The sequence below is a fragment of the Vibrio agarilyticus genome (assembly GCF_012641465.1).
Lineage (GTDB): Bacteria > Pseudomonadota > Gammaproteobacteria > Enterobacterales > Vibrionaceae > Vibrio > Vibrio agarilyticus.
This window is the reverse complement of the sequence record NZ_JABAIK010000001.1, coordinates 217,037-235,484: the sequence shown is the minus strand read 5'-3', so window position 1 is coordinate 235,484 and position 18,448 is coordinate 217,037. Positions and strand designations below refer to the sequence as shown.

20 protein-coding genes are annotated in these 18,448 nt (G+C 46.5%); 14 read left to right on the top strand and 6 right to left on the bottom strand.

The genetic code is table 11. The features are described 5' to 3' along the window. Positions 1-122: 122 nt before the first annotated feature. Genes bioB through bioD form a run of 4 tightly spaced genes read left to right on the top strand, consistent with a single transcriptional unit; the run spans position 123 to position 3,814 of the window. Entirely contained in the window at positions 123-1,175 is a 1,053-nt protein-coding gene (gene bioB / locus HGP28_RS01010) for a biotin synthase BioB (RefSeq protein ID WP_168834568.1), read from the top strand. Further along, positions 1,162-2,322, top strand: a complete 1,161-nt coding sequence (gene bioF / locus HGP28_RS01005; protein ID WP_168834567.1) for an 8-amino-7-oxononanoate synthase — start codon at positions 1,162-1,164, stop codon at positions 2,320-2,322. The genes bioB and bioF overlap by 14 nt, the downstream gene beginning before the upstream one ends. Then, positions 2,322-3,140 (top strand): malonyl-ACP O-methyltransferase BioC, encoded by an 819-nt coding sequence (gene bioC, locus HGP28_RS01000; protein ID WP_168834566.1) that lies wholly within the window; start codon positions 2,322-2,324, stop codon positions 3,138-3,140. The genes bioF and bioC overlap by 1 nt, the downstream gene beginning before the upstream one ends. Then, entirely contained in the window at positions 3,137-3,814 is a 678-nt protein-coding gene (bioD, locus tag HGP28_RS00995) for a dethiobiotin synthase (protein ID WP_168834565.1), read from the top strand. The genes bioC and bioD overlap by 4 nt, the downstream gene beginning before the upstream one ends. A gap of 82 nt (positions 3,815-3,896) precedes the next feature. Here bioD and HGP28_RS00990 read toward each other — a convergent pair whose 3' ends face one another. Then, complete coding sequence (locus HGP28_RS00990; RefSeq protein ID WP_168834564.1) at positions 3,897-4,064, bottom strand: hypothetical protein; 168 nt, start codon at positions 4,062-4,064, stop codon at positions 3,897-3,899. Between the two features lie 311 nt (positions 4,065-4,375). On the opposite strand from HGP28_RS00990, the gene htpX reads away from it, so the two are divergent. From htpX to HGP28_RS00945, 9 genes are all read left to right on the top strand, one after another. Beyond that, positions 4,376-5,239 (top strand): protease HtpX, encoded by an 864-nt coding sequence (gene htpX / locus HGP28_RS00985; RefSeq protein WP_168834563.1) that lies wholly within the window; start codon positions 4,376-4,378, stop codon positions 5,237-5,239. Positions 5,240-5,638: 399 nt separating this feature from the next. After that, a complete protein-coding gene (locus HGP28_RS00980) occupies positions 5,639-6,058 on the top strand; it encodes a nuclear transport factor 2 family protein (RefSeq protein WP_168834562.1) in 420 nt (139 codons plus the stop codon). Continuing rightward, positions 6,055-6,777 (top strand): SDR family NAD(P)-dependent oxidoreductase, encoded by a 723-nt coding sequence (locus HGP28_RS00975; RefSeq protein WP_168834561.1) that lies wholly within the window; start codon positions 6,055-6,057, stop codon positions 6,775-6,777. The genes HGP28_RS00980 and HGP28_RS00975 overlap by 4 nt, the downstream gene beginning before the upstream one ends. 57 nt (positions 6,778-6,834) lie before the next feature. Continuing rightward, entirely contained in the window at positions 6,835-8,130 is a 1,296-nt protein-coding gene (locus HGP28_RS00970) for an NAD(P)/FAD-dependent oxidoreductase (RefSeq protein WP_168834560.1), read from the top strand. Beyond that, a complete protein-coding gene (locus tag HGP28_RS00965; protein ID WP_168834559.1) occupies positions 8,127-8,996 on the top strand; it encodes a DUF1365 domain-containing protein in 870 nt (289 codons plus the stop codon). Before HGP28_RS00970 ends, HGP28_RS00965 begins: the two co-directional genes overlap by 4 nt. Then, positions 8,990-10,234: an SAM-dependent methyltransferase gene (locus HGP28_RS00960; RefSeq protein ID WP_168834558.1), complete on the top strand. Its 1,245-nt coding sequence runs from the start codon at positions 8,990-8,992 to the stop codon at positions 10,232-10,234. The genes HGP28_RS00965 and HGP28_RS00960 overlap by 7 nt, the downstream gene beginning before the upstream one ends. Positions 10,235-10,237: 3 nt before the next feature. Further along, a complete protein-coding gene (locus HGP28_RS00955) occupies positions 10,238-10,750 on the top strand; it encodes a DUF2878 domain-containing protein (RefSeq protein ID WP_168834557.1) in 513 nt (170 codons plus the stop codon). Then, positions 10,734-11,369 (top strand): chalcone isomerase family protein, encoded by a 636-nt coding sequence (locus HGP28_RS00950; protein WP_168834556.1) that lies wholly within the window; start codon positions 10,734-10,736, stop codon positions 11,367-11,369. Before HGP28_RS00955 ends, HGP28_RS00950 begins: the two co-directional genes overlap by 17 nt. 1 nt (position 11,370) lies before the next feature. Continuing rightward, positions 11,371-11,919, top strand: a complete 549-nt coding sequence (locus tag HGP28_RS00945; protein ID WP_168834555.1) for a DUF3833 domain-containing protein — start codon at positions 11,371-11,373, stop codon at positions 11,917-11,919. 84 nt (positions 11,920-12,003) lie between these two features. On the opposite strand, the gene purB is transcribed toward HGP28_RS00945, so the two are convergent. The 3 genes from purB to mnmA form a co-directional block, all read right to left on the bottom strand. After that, positions 12,004-13,374 (bottom strand): adenylosuccinate lyase, encoded by a 1,371-nt coding sequence (gene purB, locus HGP28_RS00940; RefSeq protein WP_168834554.1) that lies wholly within the window; start codon positions 13,372-13,374, stop codon positions 12,004-12,006. A gap of 126 nt (positions 13,375-13,500) precedes the next feature. Next, positions 13,501-14,118, bottom strand: a complete 618-nt coding sequence (hflD, locus tag HGP28_RS00935) for a high frequency lysogenization protein HflD (protein ID WP_168834553.1) — start codon at positions 14,116-14,118, stop codon at positions 13,501-13,503. Between the two features lie 12 nt (positions 14,119-14,130). After that, positions 14,131-15,267 carry a tRNA 2-thiouridine(34) synthase MnmA gene (mnmA, locus tag HGP28_RS00930; RefSeq protein WP_168834552.1) on the bottom strand — a complete coding sequence of 379 codons (1,137 nt, stop codon included), beginning with the start codon at positions 15,265-15,267 and terminating at the stop codon, positions 14,131-14,133. A gap of 558 nt (positions 15,268-15,825) precedes the next feature. Between mnmA and HGP28_RS00925 the strand changes: the two genes are divergently transcribed. Next, positions 15,826-17,130, top strand: a complete 1,305-nt coding sequence (locus tag HGP28_RS00925) for an inosine/guanosine kinase (RefSeq protein ID WP_168834551.1) — start codon at positions 15,826-15,828, stop codon at positions 17,128-17,130. Between the two features lie 187 nt (positions 17,131-17,317). On the opposite strand, the gene HGP28_RS00920 is transcribed toward HGP28_RS00925, so the two are convergent. Next, positions 17,318-17,722 carry an H-NS family histone-like protein gene (locus HGP28_RS00920; RefSeq protein WP_168834550.1) on the bottom strand — a complete coding sequence of 135 codons (405 nt, stop codon included), beginning with the start codon at positions 17,720-17,722 and terminating at the stop codon, positions 17,318-17,320. 587 nt (positions 17,723-18,309) lie between these two features. Next, a complete protein-coding gene (locus HGP28_RS19320) occupies positions 18,310-18,435 on the bottom strand; it encodes a hypothetical protein (RefSeq protein ID WP_281355481.1) in 126 nt (41 codons plus the stop codon). Positions 18,436-18,448 lie beyond the last annotated feature (13 nt).

Sequence of the window (18,448 nt, the reverse complement as noted above, 5' to 3'; positions counted from 1 at the left end):
TTGATATGTTGACAGTTTATCGCGGAGGGTTAGACTGTCAACCAACATCATTTTAAACCCGCTTGCTGTTTAAATTTTTGGCCTCTTGTTGTTGTGAGCGGGGTGATAAAAAAGGAATCAACGTGGAAGTAAGACACAATTGGACGCGTGAAGAAGTCCAAACCCTTATGGATAAGCCCTTCATGGATTTGCTTTTTGAAGCGCAGCAGGTGCACCGTGCCTACCAGTTAACCAATCATGTGCAAGTCAGTACCTTGTTGTCGATTAAGACTGGTGCTTGCCCTGAGGATTGCAAATACTGCCCTCAAAGCGCGCGCTACCAAACGGATGTCGACAAAGAGCGTTTAATGGAGGTTGAGCGAGTTCTTGAGGCGGCAGAAAAAGCCAGAGCGGCAGGCTCGACTCGATTTTGCATGGGCGCGGCATGGAAAAACCCCAAAGAGCGTGACATGCCTCATTTAACGCAGATTATTCAAGGCGTTAAATCGATGGGACTTGAGACCTGCATGACGCTTGGCATGCTTTCGTCTGAGCAGGCAAAAACCTTAGCGACAGCGGGGCTCGATTATTACAACCACAACCTTGATACCTCGCCGGAATTCTACGGCAACATCATTACGACTCGAACTTACCAAGACCGCCTTGACACCCTTTCTCATGTGCGTGATGCGGGAATGAAAGTGTGCTCCGGCGGCATTATTGGCATGGGTGAAAGTGACAACGACAGAGCCGGTTTATTGGTTGAGCTAGCAAACCTGCCAACGCAGCCTGAGAGCGTGCCGATTAACATGCTGGTTAAAGTGAAGGGCACGCCATTGGAGAGTGCCGAAGACGTTGACCCGTTTGATTTTGTCCGTTTGATTGCGATTGCGCGGATCATGATGCCCGCCTCGGCTGTGCGTCTCTCTGCGGGCCGCGAAAATATGAACGAGCAAATGCAGGCGCTCTGCTTTATGGCAGGCGCCAACTCGATTTTCTATGGTTGCAAGCTGCTGACCACCCCCAACCCTGCGGAAGATAAAGATCAGCTTTTGTTTAACAAGCTGGGCATTAATCGCGAGCACATCAGCCAAAAACCGGACGCAGCAACAGAAGAAGCGCTGCTTGAGCAGGTGACGGAGCGTATGGCAAGCCGCCCAACCAAGGACGATCTCTTTTACGATGCCAGCCTTTAACGCCAAAATTGCTCAAGCGCTTGAGCTTCGCAAACAGCAAGGGTTATATCGCACCCTTCAGCCGGTATTTTCTGGTAATCAGGCGGAGCTTGCCTGTGATGATCGTCGTTATGTTAATTTTTCATGTAATGACTATTTGGGCTTGGCCAGCGATCAATCGCTGGTGCATGCGTGGCAGCAAGGGCTGAGTATCTATGGCAGTGGCAGTGGCGCCTCCCCAATGGTGACCGGCTTTAGCGATGCGCACCGTAATTTAGAAGCGTCATTGTGTGAGTGGCTGGGCTACCCACGTGCCGTTCTATTTGGCTCCGGTTTTAGCGCCAATCAAGCGCTGCTTTTTACCTTGCTTGATAAGGGAGATGTGCTGCTGCAAGACAAGCTTAATCATGCCTCACTGATGGAGGCGGGTATGCTATCGCCAGCTTTGATGCGACGTTTTCGTCACAATGATACCGCTCAGCTTGACAACTGGCTGAGTGAGCTATCATCTAGTGATGCTGCCACGTTAGTGGTGACCGAAGGTGTGTTTAGTATGGATGGCGACAGCGCGCCATTGGCGCGACTTGCTCAACTCACCGATAAGCGCGCCTGGCTGGCGGTGGATGATGCGCATGGTATTGGTGTGGTTGGCGAATATGGCGCAGGCTCGTGCGCGCTCGCGGGGATAAAACCAAATCTTTTGGTTGTAACCTTTGGTAAGGCGCTTGGCATGTCGGGCGCAGCGATTTTGTGCGATGAAGCGACTGGGGACTATTTAACCCAATTTGCGCGTCATCATGTTTACTCAACAGCGTTGCCTCCGGCGCAAGCATTTGCGTTGAACCACGCAATTTCCATGGTGCAAACTCAGCAATGGCGGCGCGATAAATGGCGCGAATGGAGTGATTATTTTCATGATGCCCTTGGTGACACTCCCGCAGTCGTGAATACTGCGTCACCAATAAAGCCGGTGATAATTGGTGATGCACAAGCGGCGGTGAACGCGGCAGCGGCGTGTTGTGAACAGGGTATTTGGCTTACTGCGATTCGTCCGCCAACGGTGGCGTCAGGCCGTGCAAGGCTGCGAGTGACGCTCACTGCAGGCCATCGATTCGAGCAGATAAAATTGCTCACTCATACGCTAAAGCGTGTGTTAGGAGAGCTATAATGGAGCGTTTGAATAACACCGCACTGCCATTAGAATCACCCAGATTCAACGACACAAAAGCGGCTATTGCGCAGGCGTTTGGGCGCGCCGCGAAGCATTATGATCAGCATGCGGCATTTCAACGCCAAGTTGGGCACCTGCTACTTGATGAACTGCCGCACGATCTGAGTGGTTGGCGTATATTAGATTTAGGCTGTGGGACTGGCTACTTTTCAGAGCAGCTTGCTCTGCGTGGCGCGCAAGTGGTTTGCGCGGATCTTTCAACAGCCATGCTTGAGCAAGCTCGTTTGCGATGTGGCGTTGGTACAGCTGAGTTTTGCTTGGCGGATGCCGAGCATTTGCCTTTTGCGGATAACAGTTTTGATGCGGTGTTTTCCAGTCTTGCGCTTCAGTGGTGTGATGATCTTTCATCTCCACTCGCGGAGATATCGCGAGTGACCCGCGCAGGTGGGGTAGCGCTATTTTCGACCTTGCTAGCAGGTTCACTGCATGAGCTGCAAGCGGCGTGGCACAAAGTTGACGTACATCAACACGTCAATCAGTTCATCGCGCTTAAACAAGTAAACCTTGCGTTGGCGCAAATTTCAGCATCACAGCATCACCTAAACTTGACGGCTATCACAGTTTGGTACGAATCAGCGCTGGCTTTAATGCGCGATCTTAAAGGCATTGGTGCGACGCATGTTATGGGTCGTGCTCAAGGTTTGACGAGTCGAAAAACATTGAATCAGGTTGAATTAGCGTATCAAACCTATCGAAATCGCGATGGTTTGCTTCCCGCAACCTATCAAGTTTGCTTAGGAAAATTGAAGCTATGATGAAAGCATTTTTTATCGCAGGTACCGATACCGATGTAGGTAAGACGGTGTCGTCAAAAGCCATTTTGCAAGCGTTGGCAGCAAGGGAACTCGCGACGATCGGCTATAAACCTGTTGCGGCAGGGTGCGAATTAACCGCAGATGGCATGCGCAACTCTGATGCGTTGCATTTGCAGAAAGCGGCGACGGTTGCTGTTCCTTATGAGGATGTTAACCCTTATGCGCTTGCATTGCCTGCATCTCCACACATTGCGGCGAAACAAGAGAATGTCACTGTGGATTTTGACCGCTTAAGTGAGACACTTGAGCGTTTGAAAGCACAGTCTGATACGGTACTGATTGAAGGCGCAGGCGGTTGGCGAGTGCCTATCACGGACGATGAGTGTCTATCAAATTGGGTAAAACGTGAAAAATTGCCCGTTGTACTGGTGGTTGGGATAAAGCTAGGCTGTTTGAGCCATGCGATGCTGACCGCTGAAGCCATTGCCGCAGATGGGCTGGAGTTGGTTGGCTGGGTGGCTAACCGTGTCAATCCAGGCACTGAAAATTACGCCGAAATCATCGCGTTGCTTGAGCATAAATTTAGCGCGCCAAAATTGGGTGAAATTCCGTATATTCCGAGCGCGAAACGCATCGATTTAGGTAAATACATTGATGTGACGCCTTTACTTTAAAGGCTATACCCGTTCTATTTGAGCATATATACAAAAAAGGACTGCCAACGGCAGTCCTTTTGGTTAGCGCATCTTGAAATCACTACTTTTCGCTGATAAGCCCCATCAAAGCACTTTGGGTATCACTGATCTCTTTGTTGATCTGCTGTTCCGTTGCGATACCCAATTGTTGTTTCGCCTCGTCTTCTGAAATACCGAGGTGACAACAAAGTAAATCAATCGCCATTTGGTAGTTGTTTGATTCGACCATGGTGAGTTCCTTTCTCATTTGCGACGCAGATTGAACACGGCTTAATGGCTATGTTCAACGCTGATACAATGAATTTAGCACTTTTCTACTACGTCGCAATAAGACCAAAGTCTATACCCAATTGACCTCGCATCTTGAGGGTACTTGGGTATAGACGCCGAATCGACGTCATGATCTGGTCATTAAATGTTGCAATTTTTTACTTACACTTTTCAGGGAAAACGAGCAACATATGCAGTAATCTTACCGGATGTGGGTATCTGTCTCTCATCATCATGTATCATCATGTGCTTCCTGCGGAGAAAGTGTAAATGAAGCGAATGTTTTTATTCCTAGCGACCAACTTAGCGGTTGTTCTGGTGCTAAGTGTTGTTTTGAATATTGTCTATGCAGTCACAGGCATGCAGCCAGGCAGTTTGTCTGGACTGCTTGTCATGGCCGCTGTGTTTGGTTTTGGTGGCGCGTTCATTTCTTTAATGATGTCAAAAAGCATTGCGCTTCGCTCTGTCGGCGGCGTGGTGATTGAAAGTCCGCGTAATGAAACCGAACATTGGTTGTTGGAAACGGTCGCTCGTCAAGCGAAACAAGCGGGTATTGGCATGCCAACGGTGGCAATTTACGATGCGATGGACATTAACGCATTTGCCACCGGAGCAAAACGTGACGACTCTTTAGTCGCGGTTTCGACGGGTTTATTACACAATATGACACGAGATGAAGCCGAGGCAGTTTTGGCGCATGAAGTGAGCCACATTGCCAATGGTGATATGGTCACCATGACCTTAATGCAAGGTGTGGTTAATACTTTCGTGATTTTCCTATCTCGTTTTATCGCAAATATTGTCGCATCAAACGATGATGAAGAAGGCGAGGGCAGCAATATGATGGTCTATTTTGCTGTCTCTATGGTGCTTGAGTTACTGTTTGGTTTCCTAGCAAGCTTCATTACGATGTGGTACAGCCGTCATCGTGAATATTATGCCGATGCGGGTGCTGCGGACTTGGTCGGTAAGCAAAAGATGATTGCAGCTCTCGAACGCCTGAAAATGAGCCAAGAACCTAAGTTGGATGGATCTCTGATGGCATTTGGTATTAATGGTAAGCAAACTCTGACAGAGCTGCTGATGAGCCATCCACCACTTGATAAGCGAATTGACGCATTACGTCATCGATGATTTGAATATGCTCTTAATGAGCCGAGTGTTTGAGCATAGTGTATTGAAAGGCCTGACAATAATGTCAGGCCTTTTTTGATCCTTTTTACGATTTGTTCGTAAATGTTATTGAAGTCTGTTCATTGTGGGCAATGGTTGGGTTTGATTCAAAGTGGCGCGACAGTCGGTGATTTAATTTTTCTGTTTGGTGACCAGCGTATCGAGTCTAATGATTTTTGCCTTTTGATAATTTAGGCGCTTTCAGGATAAAGCGATATTCGAAGGCCAAGGAAGGTCATTTCTTTCAAATAAATACTATGGTGGCGGTGAATGATTTCGTGCGAATGATCAGAATTTTCTTTTCGTCTGCTTGCCTTTTGCAACAACAAGATAAACGCTTATTAATGAAGGAGGTTGCATATGGATGTGGCAGGTGTTGCAACAATTTATAGCCAACTCAACAAGAGCAATTTGCATCTATTAGAGTCTGTGTATCACCCAGACGTAATATTTGAAGATGCCGCGCATCGCCTTGAAGGATGGTCTGCGCTCTCTGATTATTTTTCTACCCTCTATCAAAATGTAATTCGGTGTGATTTTGACATTCGAGAGCAGCAACAAGTCGATGATTCGGGCTTCTTAATTTGGTCGATGACACTTGAACACCCCAAGCTCAAACGTGGCGAGGCCGTCGTCGTCCAAGGGGTGTCCCATCTCCGTTTTGCCGATGGTTTGGTGTGTTATCACCGAGATTATTTTGATTTGGGTGAGATGCTCTACGAGCATCTTCCGGTACTTGGCGTTGTAGTGAGTGCGATTAAACGAAGGCTTGGCCAATGAAGGGTATCTTGATCACCGGAGCGACATCCGGAATCGGTCATCAACTTGCTTTAGATTATGCTAATTCTGGTTGGCGGGTTATCGCCTGTGGGCGTAATCAAACCGCCTTAAAGGAATTGAGTGCAAGTCACGAACACATAGACACTCGCGCATTTGATGTGACAGAACTAACACAAGTTCACCAAGCGTTGGAATCATTACCTTGGGTACCTGACGTTTGGTTACTCAATGCGGGAAATTGCGAATATATCGATGATGGCGTGATGGATGCGGCGTTATTTGAGCGAGTCATGAAAGTCAATGTGATTGGCCTTGTCTATTGCCTTGAAGCAATACAGCGCCATTTTTTACCCGGTCAACAATTGGTGCTAGTGGGCTCGATTGCGTCCGAGATGGCGTTACCTCGCGCAGAGGCTTATGGCGCATCTAAAGCCGCCGTGAGTTATCTGGCACGAACATTAGCGGTTGATTTAGCGCCTAAAGGCATCACGGTTTCGACTGTTTATCCCGGTTTTGTAGACACGCCGCTAACTCAGAAAAACGATTTTTCGATGCCAATGATGATTAGTGTCGAGCAAGCATCAGCCGCCATAAGACAAGGCATTGAGCAGCGTAAACTGGCGATTTATTGTCCGAAGCGTTTTACCGCTTTGCTACGTTTGCTCGCCCTGCTGCCTTATCGCTGGCAAAAAGCCCTAGCGGCAAAGTTATCATCCTAGAGATGAGAGAAAGAGTTGGAGTCATACGTTGGCTCCATGCAGTCAAGAGAGAGCAGTATGAAAATTGCGATTATTGGAACAGGAATTTCCGGTCTCACTTGTGGGTATTATTTGCATCACCAGCATGATATTACCCTGTATGAAGCCAATGATTATATCGGTGGGCACACCGCAACTCGGGATGTTGAGCACCAAGGTAAATCCTATCAAATTGATACCGGTTTTATTGTCTATAACGACCGAACTTATCCTCATTTTAATCAACTCATGGCGCAGATTGGTGTGACTGGCACCCCAACGCAAATGAGCTTTAGTGTGCGCAATGATAGTAGCGGTTTGGAGTACAACGGGCATACGCTATCAACGCTGTTTGCTCAGAAACGTAACCTATTAAATCCCCGTTTTTATCGCTTGCTTTTCGATATTTTGCGCTTTAATCGGTTAGCAAAAGCAGCGGCTCAGCAAGAACTGGAGCAGGAGATCACTCTGGGTGAATTTCTTCGCCAAAATCAATTCAATGACTATTTTTCAGAGCACTATATTTTGCCCATGGGCGCGGCAATTTGGTCTTCAACGTTGGCCGACATGCGCGCCTTTCCGTTGCATTTTTTCAGCCGCTTTTTTCTCAATCATGGGCTGCTTGATATTACTAATCGGCCACAGTGGTCAGTGATTAATGGCGGATCACGCGCCTATATCGCGCCGCTCACACGTGGGTTTGCCGATAAAATACGATTAAACAGTCCGGTAGAGTGTATCGAGCGTACTGATGATGGCGTGCTTATCACCGCGCTTAAACAGACTGAGCGATTTGATGCGGTTATTTTGGCGTGTCATAGCGACCAAGCGCTGAAACTCTTGTATGACCCCAGCGATGATGAAACGCGAGTGATGGGGCAGCTGCGGTATCAACCAAACGATGTGATTTTGCACACCGATACGAGTGTATTACCTAAGCGCTCTCAAGCTTGGGCGGCATGGAATTATTGGTTAGAGGGCGATAAGCAAGACGAGCACCGCTTACCGGCACTGACTTACAATATGAATATCTTGCAGCATATTCAAAGTGATACCACTTTCTGTGTGTCGTTAAATAGCCGTGAGAAGATTGATCCGGCAAAAATTATTGCCCAATTTACCTATGATCACCCTGTGTTTGATGCTGGCGCAATGGGCGCTCAGCAAGAGCGTTCTTTGATTCAAGGTCAACAACAGACTTGGTTTTGCGGCGCGTATTGGTACAACGGTTTTCATGAAGATGGTGTGCGCAGTGCTCTGGATGTCGTGCAGGGGATCAACGATGCAGCGCTTGCGGCGGTGACGAAGCCTGCTCGTCAGGAAACTCTCGCATGAATGAGTCATTAACCTTACGCAGCCGTTTGTATTGTGGACAAGTGCGCCACCGTCGATTTATTCCCGTCACGCATGAGTTAAATTATTCGTTGTTTATGCTTGGCATTGATCTTGATGAGTTGCCCCAATTAGAACAAACCCTCTGGGGCTTTGGTCAGCGCTGGTGGCATTGGGCTCGTTGGCGTCGGCAAGATTATCTTGGCACTGGCGATCTTAAAACCTGTGTTCAGCAAAAGGTCGCAGAGCTGACTGGGGAGCATGTTACTGGCCGTGTTGTGGCCGTGTGTCATTTGCGTTATTTGGGGCTCTATTTTAGCCCAGTCAACTTCTATTATTTGTACGATGAACAAGGCAGTTGGCGTTATTTGCTGGCCGAAGTCAGTAATACACCGTGGAACGAGCGCCATTATTACGCAATTAATGCCAGCGCTGGAGCGAATCATTGCCATTGGCAACACGCGAAAGCGTTTCATGTGTCGCCGTTTAATCCGATAGAGCAGCAATATCACTGGCGCTTAAAGCCGTTAGGTAAACATCTCTCAGTGTCACTGGCCTGCCATCAAGACGAAAAACATTTCGATGCGACGTTGGCGATGAGCGGCACCGAACTGACCAGTCGCCGTTTATTAAAGCAATTGGCAAAAGTTCCGGTTCAAACCCTTAAGGTGATGTTGGGTATTTACTGGCACGCACTCAAATTATGGATAAAAGGCGCACCTTTTTATCCCCACCCAAATACGGCCTCGCTCGCGCCGTCATCGCACGAGGCCGAAATAGAACCTAATCAATTAAAAACGAAGAATAAACAAAATCCGTCGTTGTTAGAAAAGGACGACGATAGCACACGGGGAAACAGCGGATGTTAGAGACCCATTCATTCACAATACCTACGACACAAAGCCCAGCGCAAAAAAGCGCAAGACAGGTGGTATTGCACTTACTTAGCGCGTTAGAAAATGGCCAACTGCGTGTCACGGAGCATTTTGACCCAGCGCAACCACCAGAAACCATCGAGTTTGGTCAAAGTCTGCCTAATCAAAGCAAGGCAGATATTCAGATCTATCACCCTAACTTCTATCAACGAGTGCTGCGAGGAGGCAGCATTGCAGCGGCAGAAGCTTATATTGATGGTTGGTGGGAAAGTCATGATCTAACCCAATTAATGTATTTGTTGGCGAAGAACATTGAAACGCTGGATAAACTTGATGCAAAAACCCGCTGGTTGACACAATGGATTGAAAAGCTCAGTCACTGGCGCAGACGCAATACGCAAAAGCAGGCAGAAGAGAACATTTCAGCGCATTATGATTTGGGGAACGAGTTATATCATGCCTTTTTAGATCAACGAATGCTTTATTCTGCGGCCATTTATCAAGCTGACGACGATTCTTTAGAGCAAGCGCAGATAAATAAAATGACGCGATTGTGTGAACAATTACAGCTGAAACCACAAGATCACGTCATAGAAATTGGCACTGGGTGGGGGGCAATGGCCATTTTTATGGCTCAGCAATTTGGTTGCAAAGTGACAACCACCACCATTTCAACCGAGCAGTATGATTACGCGCACGCCCAAATTGAGCGTTTGGGTTTGAGTGAGCAAATTACTTTGTTGAAAAAAGATTATCGCGAGCTAACAGGACAATTCGACAAATTGGTCTCGATTGAAATGATAGAAGCGGTCGGAAAGCAATATCTCCCTTCCTATATTGAGCAGTGCCACGCCCTGTTAAAACCGGGTGGCTTAATGGCGATTCAAGCGATTACGATTGCTGACCAACGCTATCACAGTTACGCCAATAGTGTTGATTTCATTCAAAAATACATTTTCCCTGGTGGTTTCTTACCTTCTGTTTCGGTGCTAACGCAAATGGCGACCGAGCGCAGTAGCTTAGTCCTTAGAGATTTGCATGATATTGGATTGGATTATGCCCAGACGTTAAGAGAGTGGCGAGCGCGCTTTGAAGCGGCGCAATCTCACGTACTTGAGCTGGGTTATGATGAACGTTTTATTCGTTTGTGGCGTTACTATTTCTGCTACTGCGAAGGCGGCTTTTTAGCGCGCACCATTAGTACGGTGCAACTGACTTTTGAGCGTCGTTGAGTCATGACAACCCGTACTCCGCTACGGTGGACTGCTTTGCTTGTGCTTTCGCTGTGGTTTCAGGCCGGTTGGTTTGTTGCGGTTTTGGGGCGAGATGCATTCGCGCCCCTATTATGGCTCATGGTTGTGATCTCTTTGGTGATTACTCGATGGCGATATCGCGCCCCTTTGCTGCCACAGCTTATTGTCGTGAGTTTTGGTCTGATCATTGACACATTGAATCAATGGCTAGGGGTGTTGGTTTTTTCGACGGAGTGGCTACCCAATTGGCTAGTAGGATTGTGGCTGTTATTTGCGTGGTATGGCTGGCAAATGTGGCCAACACTTGGCCGTTATTCACTTTATGTTTTGCTTCCTATTGGCGCTGTGGGAGGGGCTTTGAGTTATTGGGCCGGTGAAAAATTGGACGCAGTGGAGTTTGGTTTGCCCTTAATCCCCACTTTACTCGTATTAATGTCACAGTGGTTATTGGTGATGGCGTTAATGGTGAGGGTGTACCGTGAGCAAAAGAAATAGTGTTAGTGAGTACTTAATCGCAACGTGTTTGGCTTTGGCGCTCGCCGCGCCGCCTTTTGCTCGAGATGCCAAAGCCAATCAAGTGGCGTCATGGGATACACCTCAAGCCAACGCGCCACTGAATGCGTCATCAAGTGACGTAAAAGCGATCCCAATTATTGATTGGCTGGCATGGCCTACGGTGGGCCGAGCGCAATTGACTTGGTTTGTCTTTGATGTCTATCAGTCACGTCTGAAAACACCAAACGGCCGCTATATTATTAGCCGAGATATCACGCCACACCCGCTGGCACTGGAAATTAACTATCAACGAGAAATTTCGTCAGAGCAGCTGCTTGAGGCGACCGATGATCAGTGGCAAAAGCTTGGCTTGACTGCTCAGCAGCGGCAGCGAGGGTTGGCACGCTTTCGAGCGCTGTTTCCGACTGTTCAGCCGGGCGATCAACTGACGTATGTGACTGATGGCCAATTGGGCGCACTCTATTTTTCACAAGGCACAGACGTGGCGCTACTAGGGTATATCGAACAAGAGTGGCTCAATGATGCCTTCCTAGCGATTTGGTTATCACCGAAAACCGCGTACCCAAAACTGCGCCAACAACTCATTGCGGAGCGATAACATGTACACAGTAAAACGAGTCATTTTTGCCGTTGTGGCGCTAGTCAGTCTCAATTTTAGCCTTCTAGGTTGCAGTAGTGACTTGGACTCGTATCGGGATCAGATACCTGAATTTGATTTGTTTGGCTATTTTCAGGGCACAACGTATGCGTGGGGAATGGTCCAAGATTTTCAAGGCAACCAGACGCGACGCTTCGAGGTTGTTATTGAAGGGCAGGTTAACAATGGGCAACTGGTGCTCGTTGAGGATTTTGTGTTTGCTGATGGTGAAATGTCGCAACGTATTTGGACCATATCGCGAGTCGGCCCTGGAGAGTATCGTGGCCAGGCCGATGATGTGATTGGCGTGGCTGTTGGGCGTGAAGTGGGTAATGCGTTAAATTGGCGCTACGATATGTTTCTTGAGCGTGAGGGTGGCTCGACTGTTGAAGTGCATTTTAACGATTGGATGTATCGCCAAGACGAAAACCATGTGTTTAATCTCGCGGATATCAAAAAGTTTGGTATCACGGTAGGGACTGTCACTTTGTTCTTCCAAAAGCCTCAGTAAACCGGTTTGGGTATAAGAAAGGTCTATTGTAATAAAACAAAGCGCACTGAAAAGTGCGCTTTGTGGTTTATTGCGTTAACGCGATTACAGCTTATCGGTCAATTCGATGGCTTGGCCAATGTAATTGGCGGGCGTCATCTCTTTTAGACGCGCTTTTTCATGTTCAGGAAGCTCTAACCCGTCGATAAACTGACGCATTGCTTCACCATCAACACGCTTGCCACGAGTGAGTTCTTTTAGCTTCTCATATGGCTTTTCGATGCCATAACGACGCATGACAGTTTGTACTGGCTCTGCCAAGACTTCCCAGTTTTGGTCGAGCTCTTTTAGCAGAGCATCACGATTGACTTCGAGCTTACTAATGCCCTTAAGGGTTGAAGTGTATGCGATAATGGCATAACCCACACCCACACCTAAGTTGCGAAGCACAGTCGAGTCGGTTAGGTCACGCTGCCAACGGGAAATCGGTAATTTTTGCGCTAAGTGGCCAAACACAGCGTTTGCAAGACCAAGGTTGCCTTCTGAGTTTTCAAAGTCAATTGGGTTGACTTTGTGCGGCATGGTTGACGAACCGATTTCACCAGCAATGGTTTTTTGTTTAAAGTGACCTAATGCAATATAGCCCCATACATCACGGTCAAAATCAATCAAAATGGTGTTGAAACGCGCCACAGCATCAAACAGCTCTGCGATATAATCGTGTGGCTCGATTTGTGTTGTGTACGGGTTCCAAGTAACGCCTAATGATTGAGTAATGAACTCTTCGCTAAATTGGTGCCAATCCAATTCTGGGTAAGCTGACAGGTGAGCGTTGTAGTTGCCAACCGCGCCATTGATTTTGGCCAGAATTTCAACTTGTTCAATTTGCTTGTATTGGCGTTCCATGCGATACGCCACATTCGCCATCTCTTTACCCATAGTGGATGGTGATGCCGGTTGGCCGTGGGTGCGAGAAAGCAGTGGAATATCACGATATTCGACCGCCAGTGCCTTGATTGCATCAATGAGATTGCGAATTTCTGGCAGGATTACATTGGCGCGCGCGTCTTGAAGCATCAATGCGTGAGATGTGTTGTTAATGTCTTCAGAAGTACAAGCAAAATGGATAAACTCGTTCACCGCATGCAATTCTGGAAAATCAGCTACTTTCTCTTTAAGGAAGTATTCTACCGCTTTAACGTCATGGTTCGTGGTGCGTTCGATTTCTTTGATGCGCATGGCATCACTTTCAGAAAAGTTTGCGGCAATGGCATCAAGGAACTGGGACGCTTCTGCACTAAATGCTGGGACTTCAGCAATTTCAGCGGTCGCGGCTAATTTTTGGAGCCAGCGAATCTCAACGATAGTGCGGTATTTTAATAGGCCGTATTCACTAAAAATTTCGCGCAATGCAATCGTCTTGCTTCCGTAACGACCGTCGACGGGCGACACAGCCGTCAATGCTGACAGTTCCATGATGTTCTCCTGAAGTTGAGTTTCGAAAATTCGCGAGCTTTATACCAATAAAGGCGAGGTTTGTCACCAATTTACGCAAACGTTTGCGTTGTGATAAAACATATCTATTTGGTGAAAAACTGGCGCTTATGCACGCGCCAGTAGAATTTGAGCTTGTTCGACCATTTTTTTGCGGCCAAAGACCAAATGGCGACGTTTGCCACCGACTTGGCGCCAAAGAACGGCAGCGCGAATCCCAGAGAGAAGCAGCGCTCGTACTTTGTGTTGGTTGGCGGTTTGTTGCAATACCGAAGAGACTCCTGGCACTTGAATACGTGGTCCAATTGGGCTAACGACATCGAGATAGATGGCAGCAATATTGCTCAGCATCTGATCGTCAAAAAGTTCAAAGTGCTCCACTTGTCGCTGCACGGTTTGAATGCGATCGCCCAATTGTGCCATCGCGTCAGGACGGGCACTGAGCTTACGCTCTAGTGCCATCAGGCTGATAATGTAGCGTGTGATCTCATTGCCAGATTGACTACTATCGATGCCTTTTACAAGACATTCAAGACCAACCTTTAACGCCGCTTCATCACCAAAGACATCCAATGTATTACTGGGATTGGTTTTTAAAATAGCCTGAATAGACGCTTTGAAAGCAGCGTCATCACAATGGCCATGGCGGGCCACTTGTTGCACCAATGATACGGCTTGGCAGATCCCAGCAAATGCAATAGTGCGGTCATAAAGTGAATTGGCCACGTATCGGCTCCCTTAAGCTTCTTCGAATTTCAGACGTTGTTCGATAATACCGCCACCAAGACAAACATCACCTTGATAGAAGACCGCCGATTGACCCGGTGTTACCGCGATTTGCGGTTCATCAAAACGAACTTCAATGGTTTCATCATCTATCGGAATGATTGTACAAGGAATATCTTCTTGGCGGTAACGGGTTTTTACCGTGCAAGTCACTTCTTGTGAAATTGGTTGGCGATCAACCCAGTGAAGCTGTGATGCAATTAGACCGACCGACTTCAGCATCGGGTGATCTTTCCCCTGAACGGCAATCAATACATTACGTGCAAGATCTTTTTCACCAACAAACCAGGGTTGGCCATTACCTTCATCGCCACGCATTCCGCCAATATGAAGTCCTTTGCGTTGACCAAGGGTGTGATACATCAGCCCTTGGTGCTGACCAATCACTTCACCGTCGGGCGTTTCAATATTGCCTGGCTGCGCTGGTAAATAACGACCTAAGAATTCGGTAAATTTACGCTCACCAATGAAACAGATGCCGGTAGAGTCTTTTTTCTTTGCTGTGATTAGTCCTTGCTCTTCCGCAATGCGACGGACTTCGGGCTTATCAAGCTCTCCTACCGGGAATAGACTGCGAGCAATCTGTTCATGACTCAAGGTATAGAGAAAATAGCTCTGATCTTTATTGCTATCGAGGCCGCGCAGCATCTGTGGTTCTTGCTGTCCATCGGGGAAGGTGCGGCGCACATAATGGCCCATCGCAATGTAATCAGCATCAAGAACTTCGTCAGCAAACTCTAAAAATGCTTTAAACTTGATCTCTTTATTACACAAAATATCTGGGTTGGGTGTGCGGCCAGCTTTGTATTCGGCAAGAAAATACTCAAAAACGTTATCCCAATATTCTGAGGCAAAATTGATGGTGTGCAGCGGAATACCAAGTTTATCACACACCGCTTTTGCATCGGCTAGGTCTTCTGCTGCAGTGCAGTACTCTTCGTTATCATCTTCTTCCCAGTTCTTCATGAACAAGCCTTCGACTTGATAGCCTTGTTGCTGAAGAAGGTAGGCGGAAACGGACGAGTCAACACCGCCAGACATGCCGACGATTACTTTCTTTTGGCTGTTATCAGAACTGTTTAAAGACATGAATCAATACCACTTAATTTAACTGGACGGAGATTCTAGCAGAAACCGCAGCGCCACAACAGATCTGAGATCTGCCGCACGTTTTGTTTTGGATGCCAGTATGCATTATACCCAAGTGACCTCAAGATGCTGGATTCAGAGCCGGCTCACTGAGTTGAGAGCAAGGCAAACAACGAAGCGAAATAGCGAGTCTATTTTCAAGTTGTTTAACACCGCTATCGGTTCAGTGATTGGCTCCCAAAGGGCGAGCTGTCTTGGCTCATCAGCTTTGTTGACGCTTTTCGATTGAGAACCACTCAATCTTCAAATCCTCGCCTCACTGACAAACCAAGTCATTCTCGCTGAACCATGCATCTTGAGGTTACTTGGGTATAGATGAAAACTTTCGTTGGGAAGGGCATTGATTTAGCATGCTTCTATACCGCTAACGCCCTGAGTTTATATGGGCTCAGAAGAAAATTACACTAGCAAACGTTTGCTATACTGAGCTTTATTGCTGCCTTTTATGCCACAGGCTAGAATCGCGTACCGTTTCCAACCCTCAGTCAGATTATTGTTATGAAATTTCCCGGACAGCGCAAATCCAAGCACTATTTTCCCGTTCACGCTCGTGACCCTTTGGTGACACAAGCGCAGCAGAGTAAGAAGATGGCGCGAACGCATATCATAGGTATCGACCAAACTTTGGTGGACATTGAAGCGAAAGTAGCGTCTGAGATAATTGATCGTTATCGATTGAGTAAGGGACACTCTTTGGTTGTTGATGATGCGACGGCGGAATCACTTTACCAATATTTAAAGCAAGAAAACCTCATCACCAATGAGTATGCCGGTGGCACAATTGGTAATACTCTGCATAATTACTCTGTTTTAGCCGATGACCGTTCGACATTACTTGGGGTCATGAGCCAAGATATAAAGATTGGTAGCTATGGCTATCGTTATTTATGTTACACCTCAAGCCGTATGGATCTTAATTACTTACAAGGTGTTGATGGCGCAATTGGACGCTGTTTTACGCTGATCACAGAAGATGGTGAACGCACTTTTGCCATTAGCGAAGGGCAAATGAACCAACTTCGCGCTGAAAGTATACCTGAAAAAATATTCAAAAATGCGTCAGCTTTAGTTCTTACCGCTTATTTAGTTCGTTGTAAAGAAGGCGATCCTATGCCAGAAGCAACAATGAAAGCGATTGAGTATGCCAAAGCTAACGATGTGCCGGTTGTATTAACGCTAGGGACTAAGTTCGTTATTCAAGATGATCCTAAGTTTTGGCAAGATTTTATTCGCGAACATGTCACGGTGGTGGCGATGAATGAAGATGAAGCACAAGCATTAACCGGTGAATCGGATGCACTTGCCGCATCCGACAAAACATTGGAATGGGCGGATTTGGTATTGTGTACGGCAGGTCCCGTTGGATTATTTATGGCCGGCTATACAGAAGATGAAGCGAAACGTGAAACAACGTTACCATTATTGCCTGGAAGTATCGCGGAATTTAACCGTTATGAATTTAGCCGACCGACATCTCGTCTCTCATGTGAGAATCCGATAAAAGTTTATTCTCATATCGCGCCTTATATGGGTGGGCCGGAAAAAATCAAGAATACGAATGGGGCGGGTGATGCTGCGCTATCTGCGCTGCTTCATGATATGGCAGCAAATAAATACCATAAAGAAAACGTACCAAACTCAAGCAAGCATAGCTTTGACTTTTTAACTTACTCGTCATTATCTCAAGTGTGTAAATACGCCAACCGTGCAAGTTATGAGGTGCTCGTGCAGCATTCGCCGAGGCTTTCAAGTGGTTTGCCTGAGCGTGAGGATAGCTTAGAAGAAGCGTACTGGGAACGTTAAGCGGGCTTTCTCAGAGGCGTTGTTCGTTTTTCGTCTAACTGCGACTTCAAGTTGTTTGGGTATATCAGGGTAAAGATAAATAAAAAAGGCTCCTTAAGAGCCTTTTTTATTAAAGGGTGATAAAAATATAACAACGTTATATATGAAATGTTGTTAACTGCTCTCACCGAATATTGACGCGTTTTGATTAGATTTCGAAATCTTCAAGCGGCTTACCAGCGTCAAGTTGCTCTTGAATCGCTGATGGAGTGCGGCCTTGACCGGTCCAAGTCTTTTCTGCACCAGAAGCGTCTACATATTTGTATTTTGCTGGGCGTGGTGCACGTTTTGATTTTTTGGTTTTTGTTTCGCCTGAAAGAGCAGAAATCAGCGCGTCAACATCAATGCCTTGTTGGCTAATTTGCTCAGCAATTGCCGCCAATTTTTCTTCTTGCTCTGCTAGAGCTGCGCGTTCAGCTTCTTCTGATTCACGGCGCTCAGACACAACGGTATTTAGTTTGTCTAATGCTTCTTCTAGTTGCTCTAGAGTCAAATCACGAGCATAAGCACGTAGACTACGAATATTTAATAGAGTTTTCGTCAATTCAGACATGTTTGTTCCTGCTAATGTAATATCGCAAACGATAACCCCAAATCAGTTGAGGTCACGAGAATAGTGTTTAACCTGCCCTTAAATATTAACGCTATATTAGAAAGAGGCAAACTAAAAAAGTATTAATATCGTAAATAAAGTCGAGTTTTTCGCAAAATTCAAAGCGCTTGTCTAAAAATCTGGATAAATATCATCTTATTTTCTCAATTTGAGAAACCGGTTGCCTATTACGGCGATTGTTCAAATTATTTTCAGTTATTACTGATATGAATAGTTACCAGCAACTTAAAGAATCGCCTCTCGTTTTGTTTTGACCATGGTTTATGAACGAGCGGAGCCGTGCCGAGTGTATGTTGTGATAATACGGGGAGGTCGATAAGTTTGCTGGTCAAGTTAGGCGTTGTATGTGTTTTATTTCAATATGTTTCACCCCTTGAGCTGCGTGTAATCTTTATCTTACTTGATTAACGATTTATATATCTATAGACCTAAATCATATCAATATGTCGTAATTAGAACTCAGGTAGGATTACTGAGTAACCTCAAGGTACGGCGTTGAGCATAAAATTGTCAATAAAGCGCGCTTGCTAGGATTCAGTCGCAATGACCAAAGGCGTATTGGATGTTTTCGGTACAATTGCAGTTTCTTTAGAGTGATGTGTTGCATCAACGCTAAGATTGAGTACAATAATCATCACCTGATGCAGTAACATTGAAATAATCTCC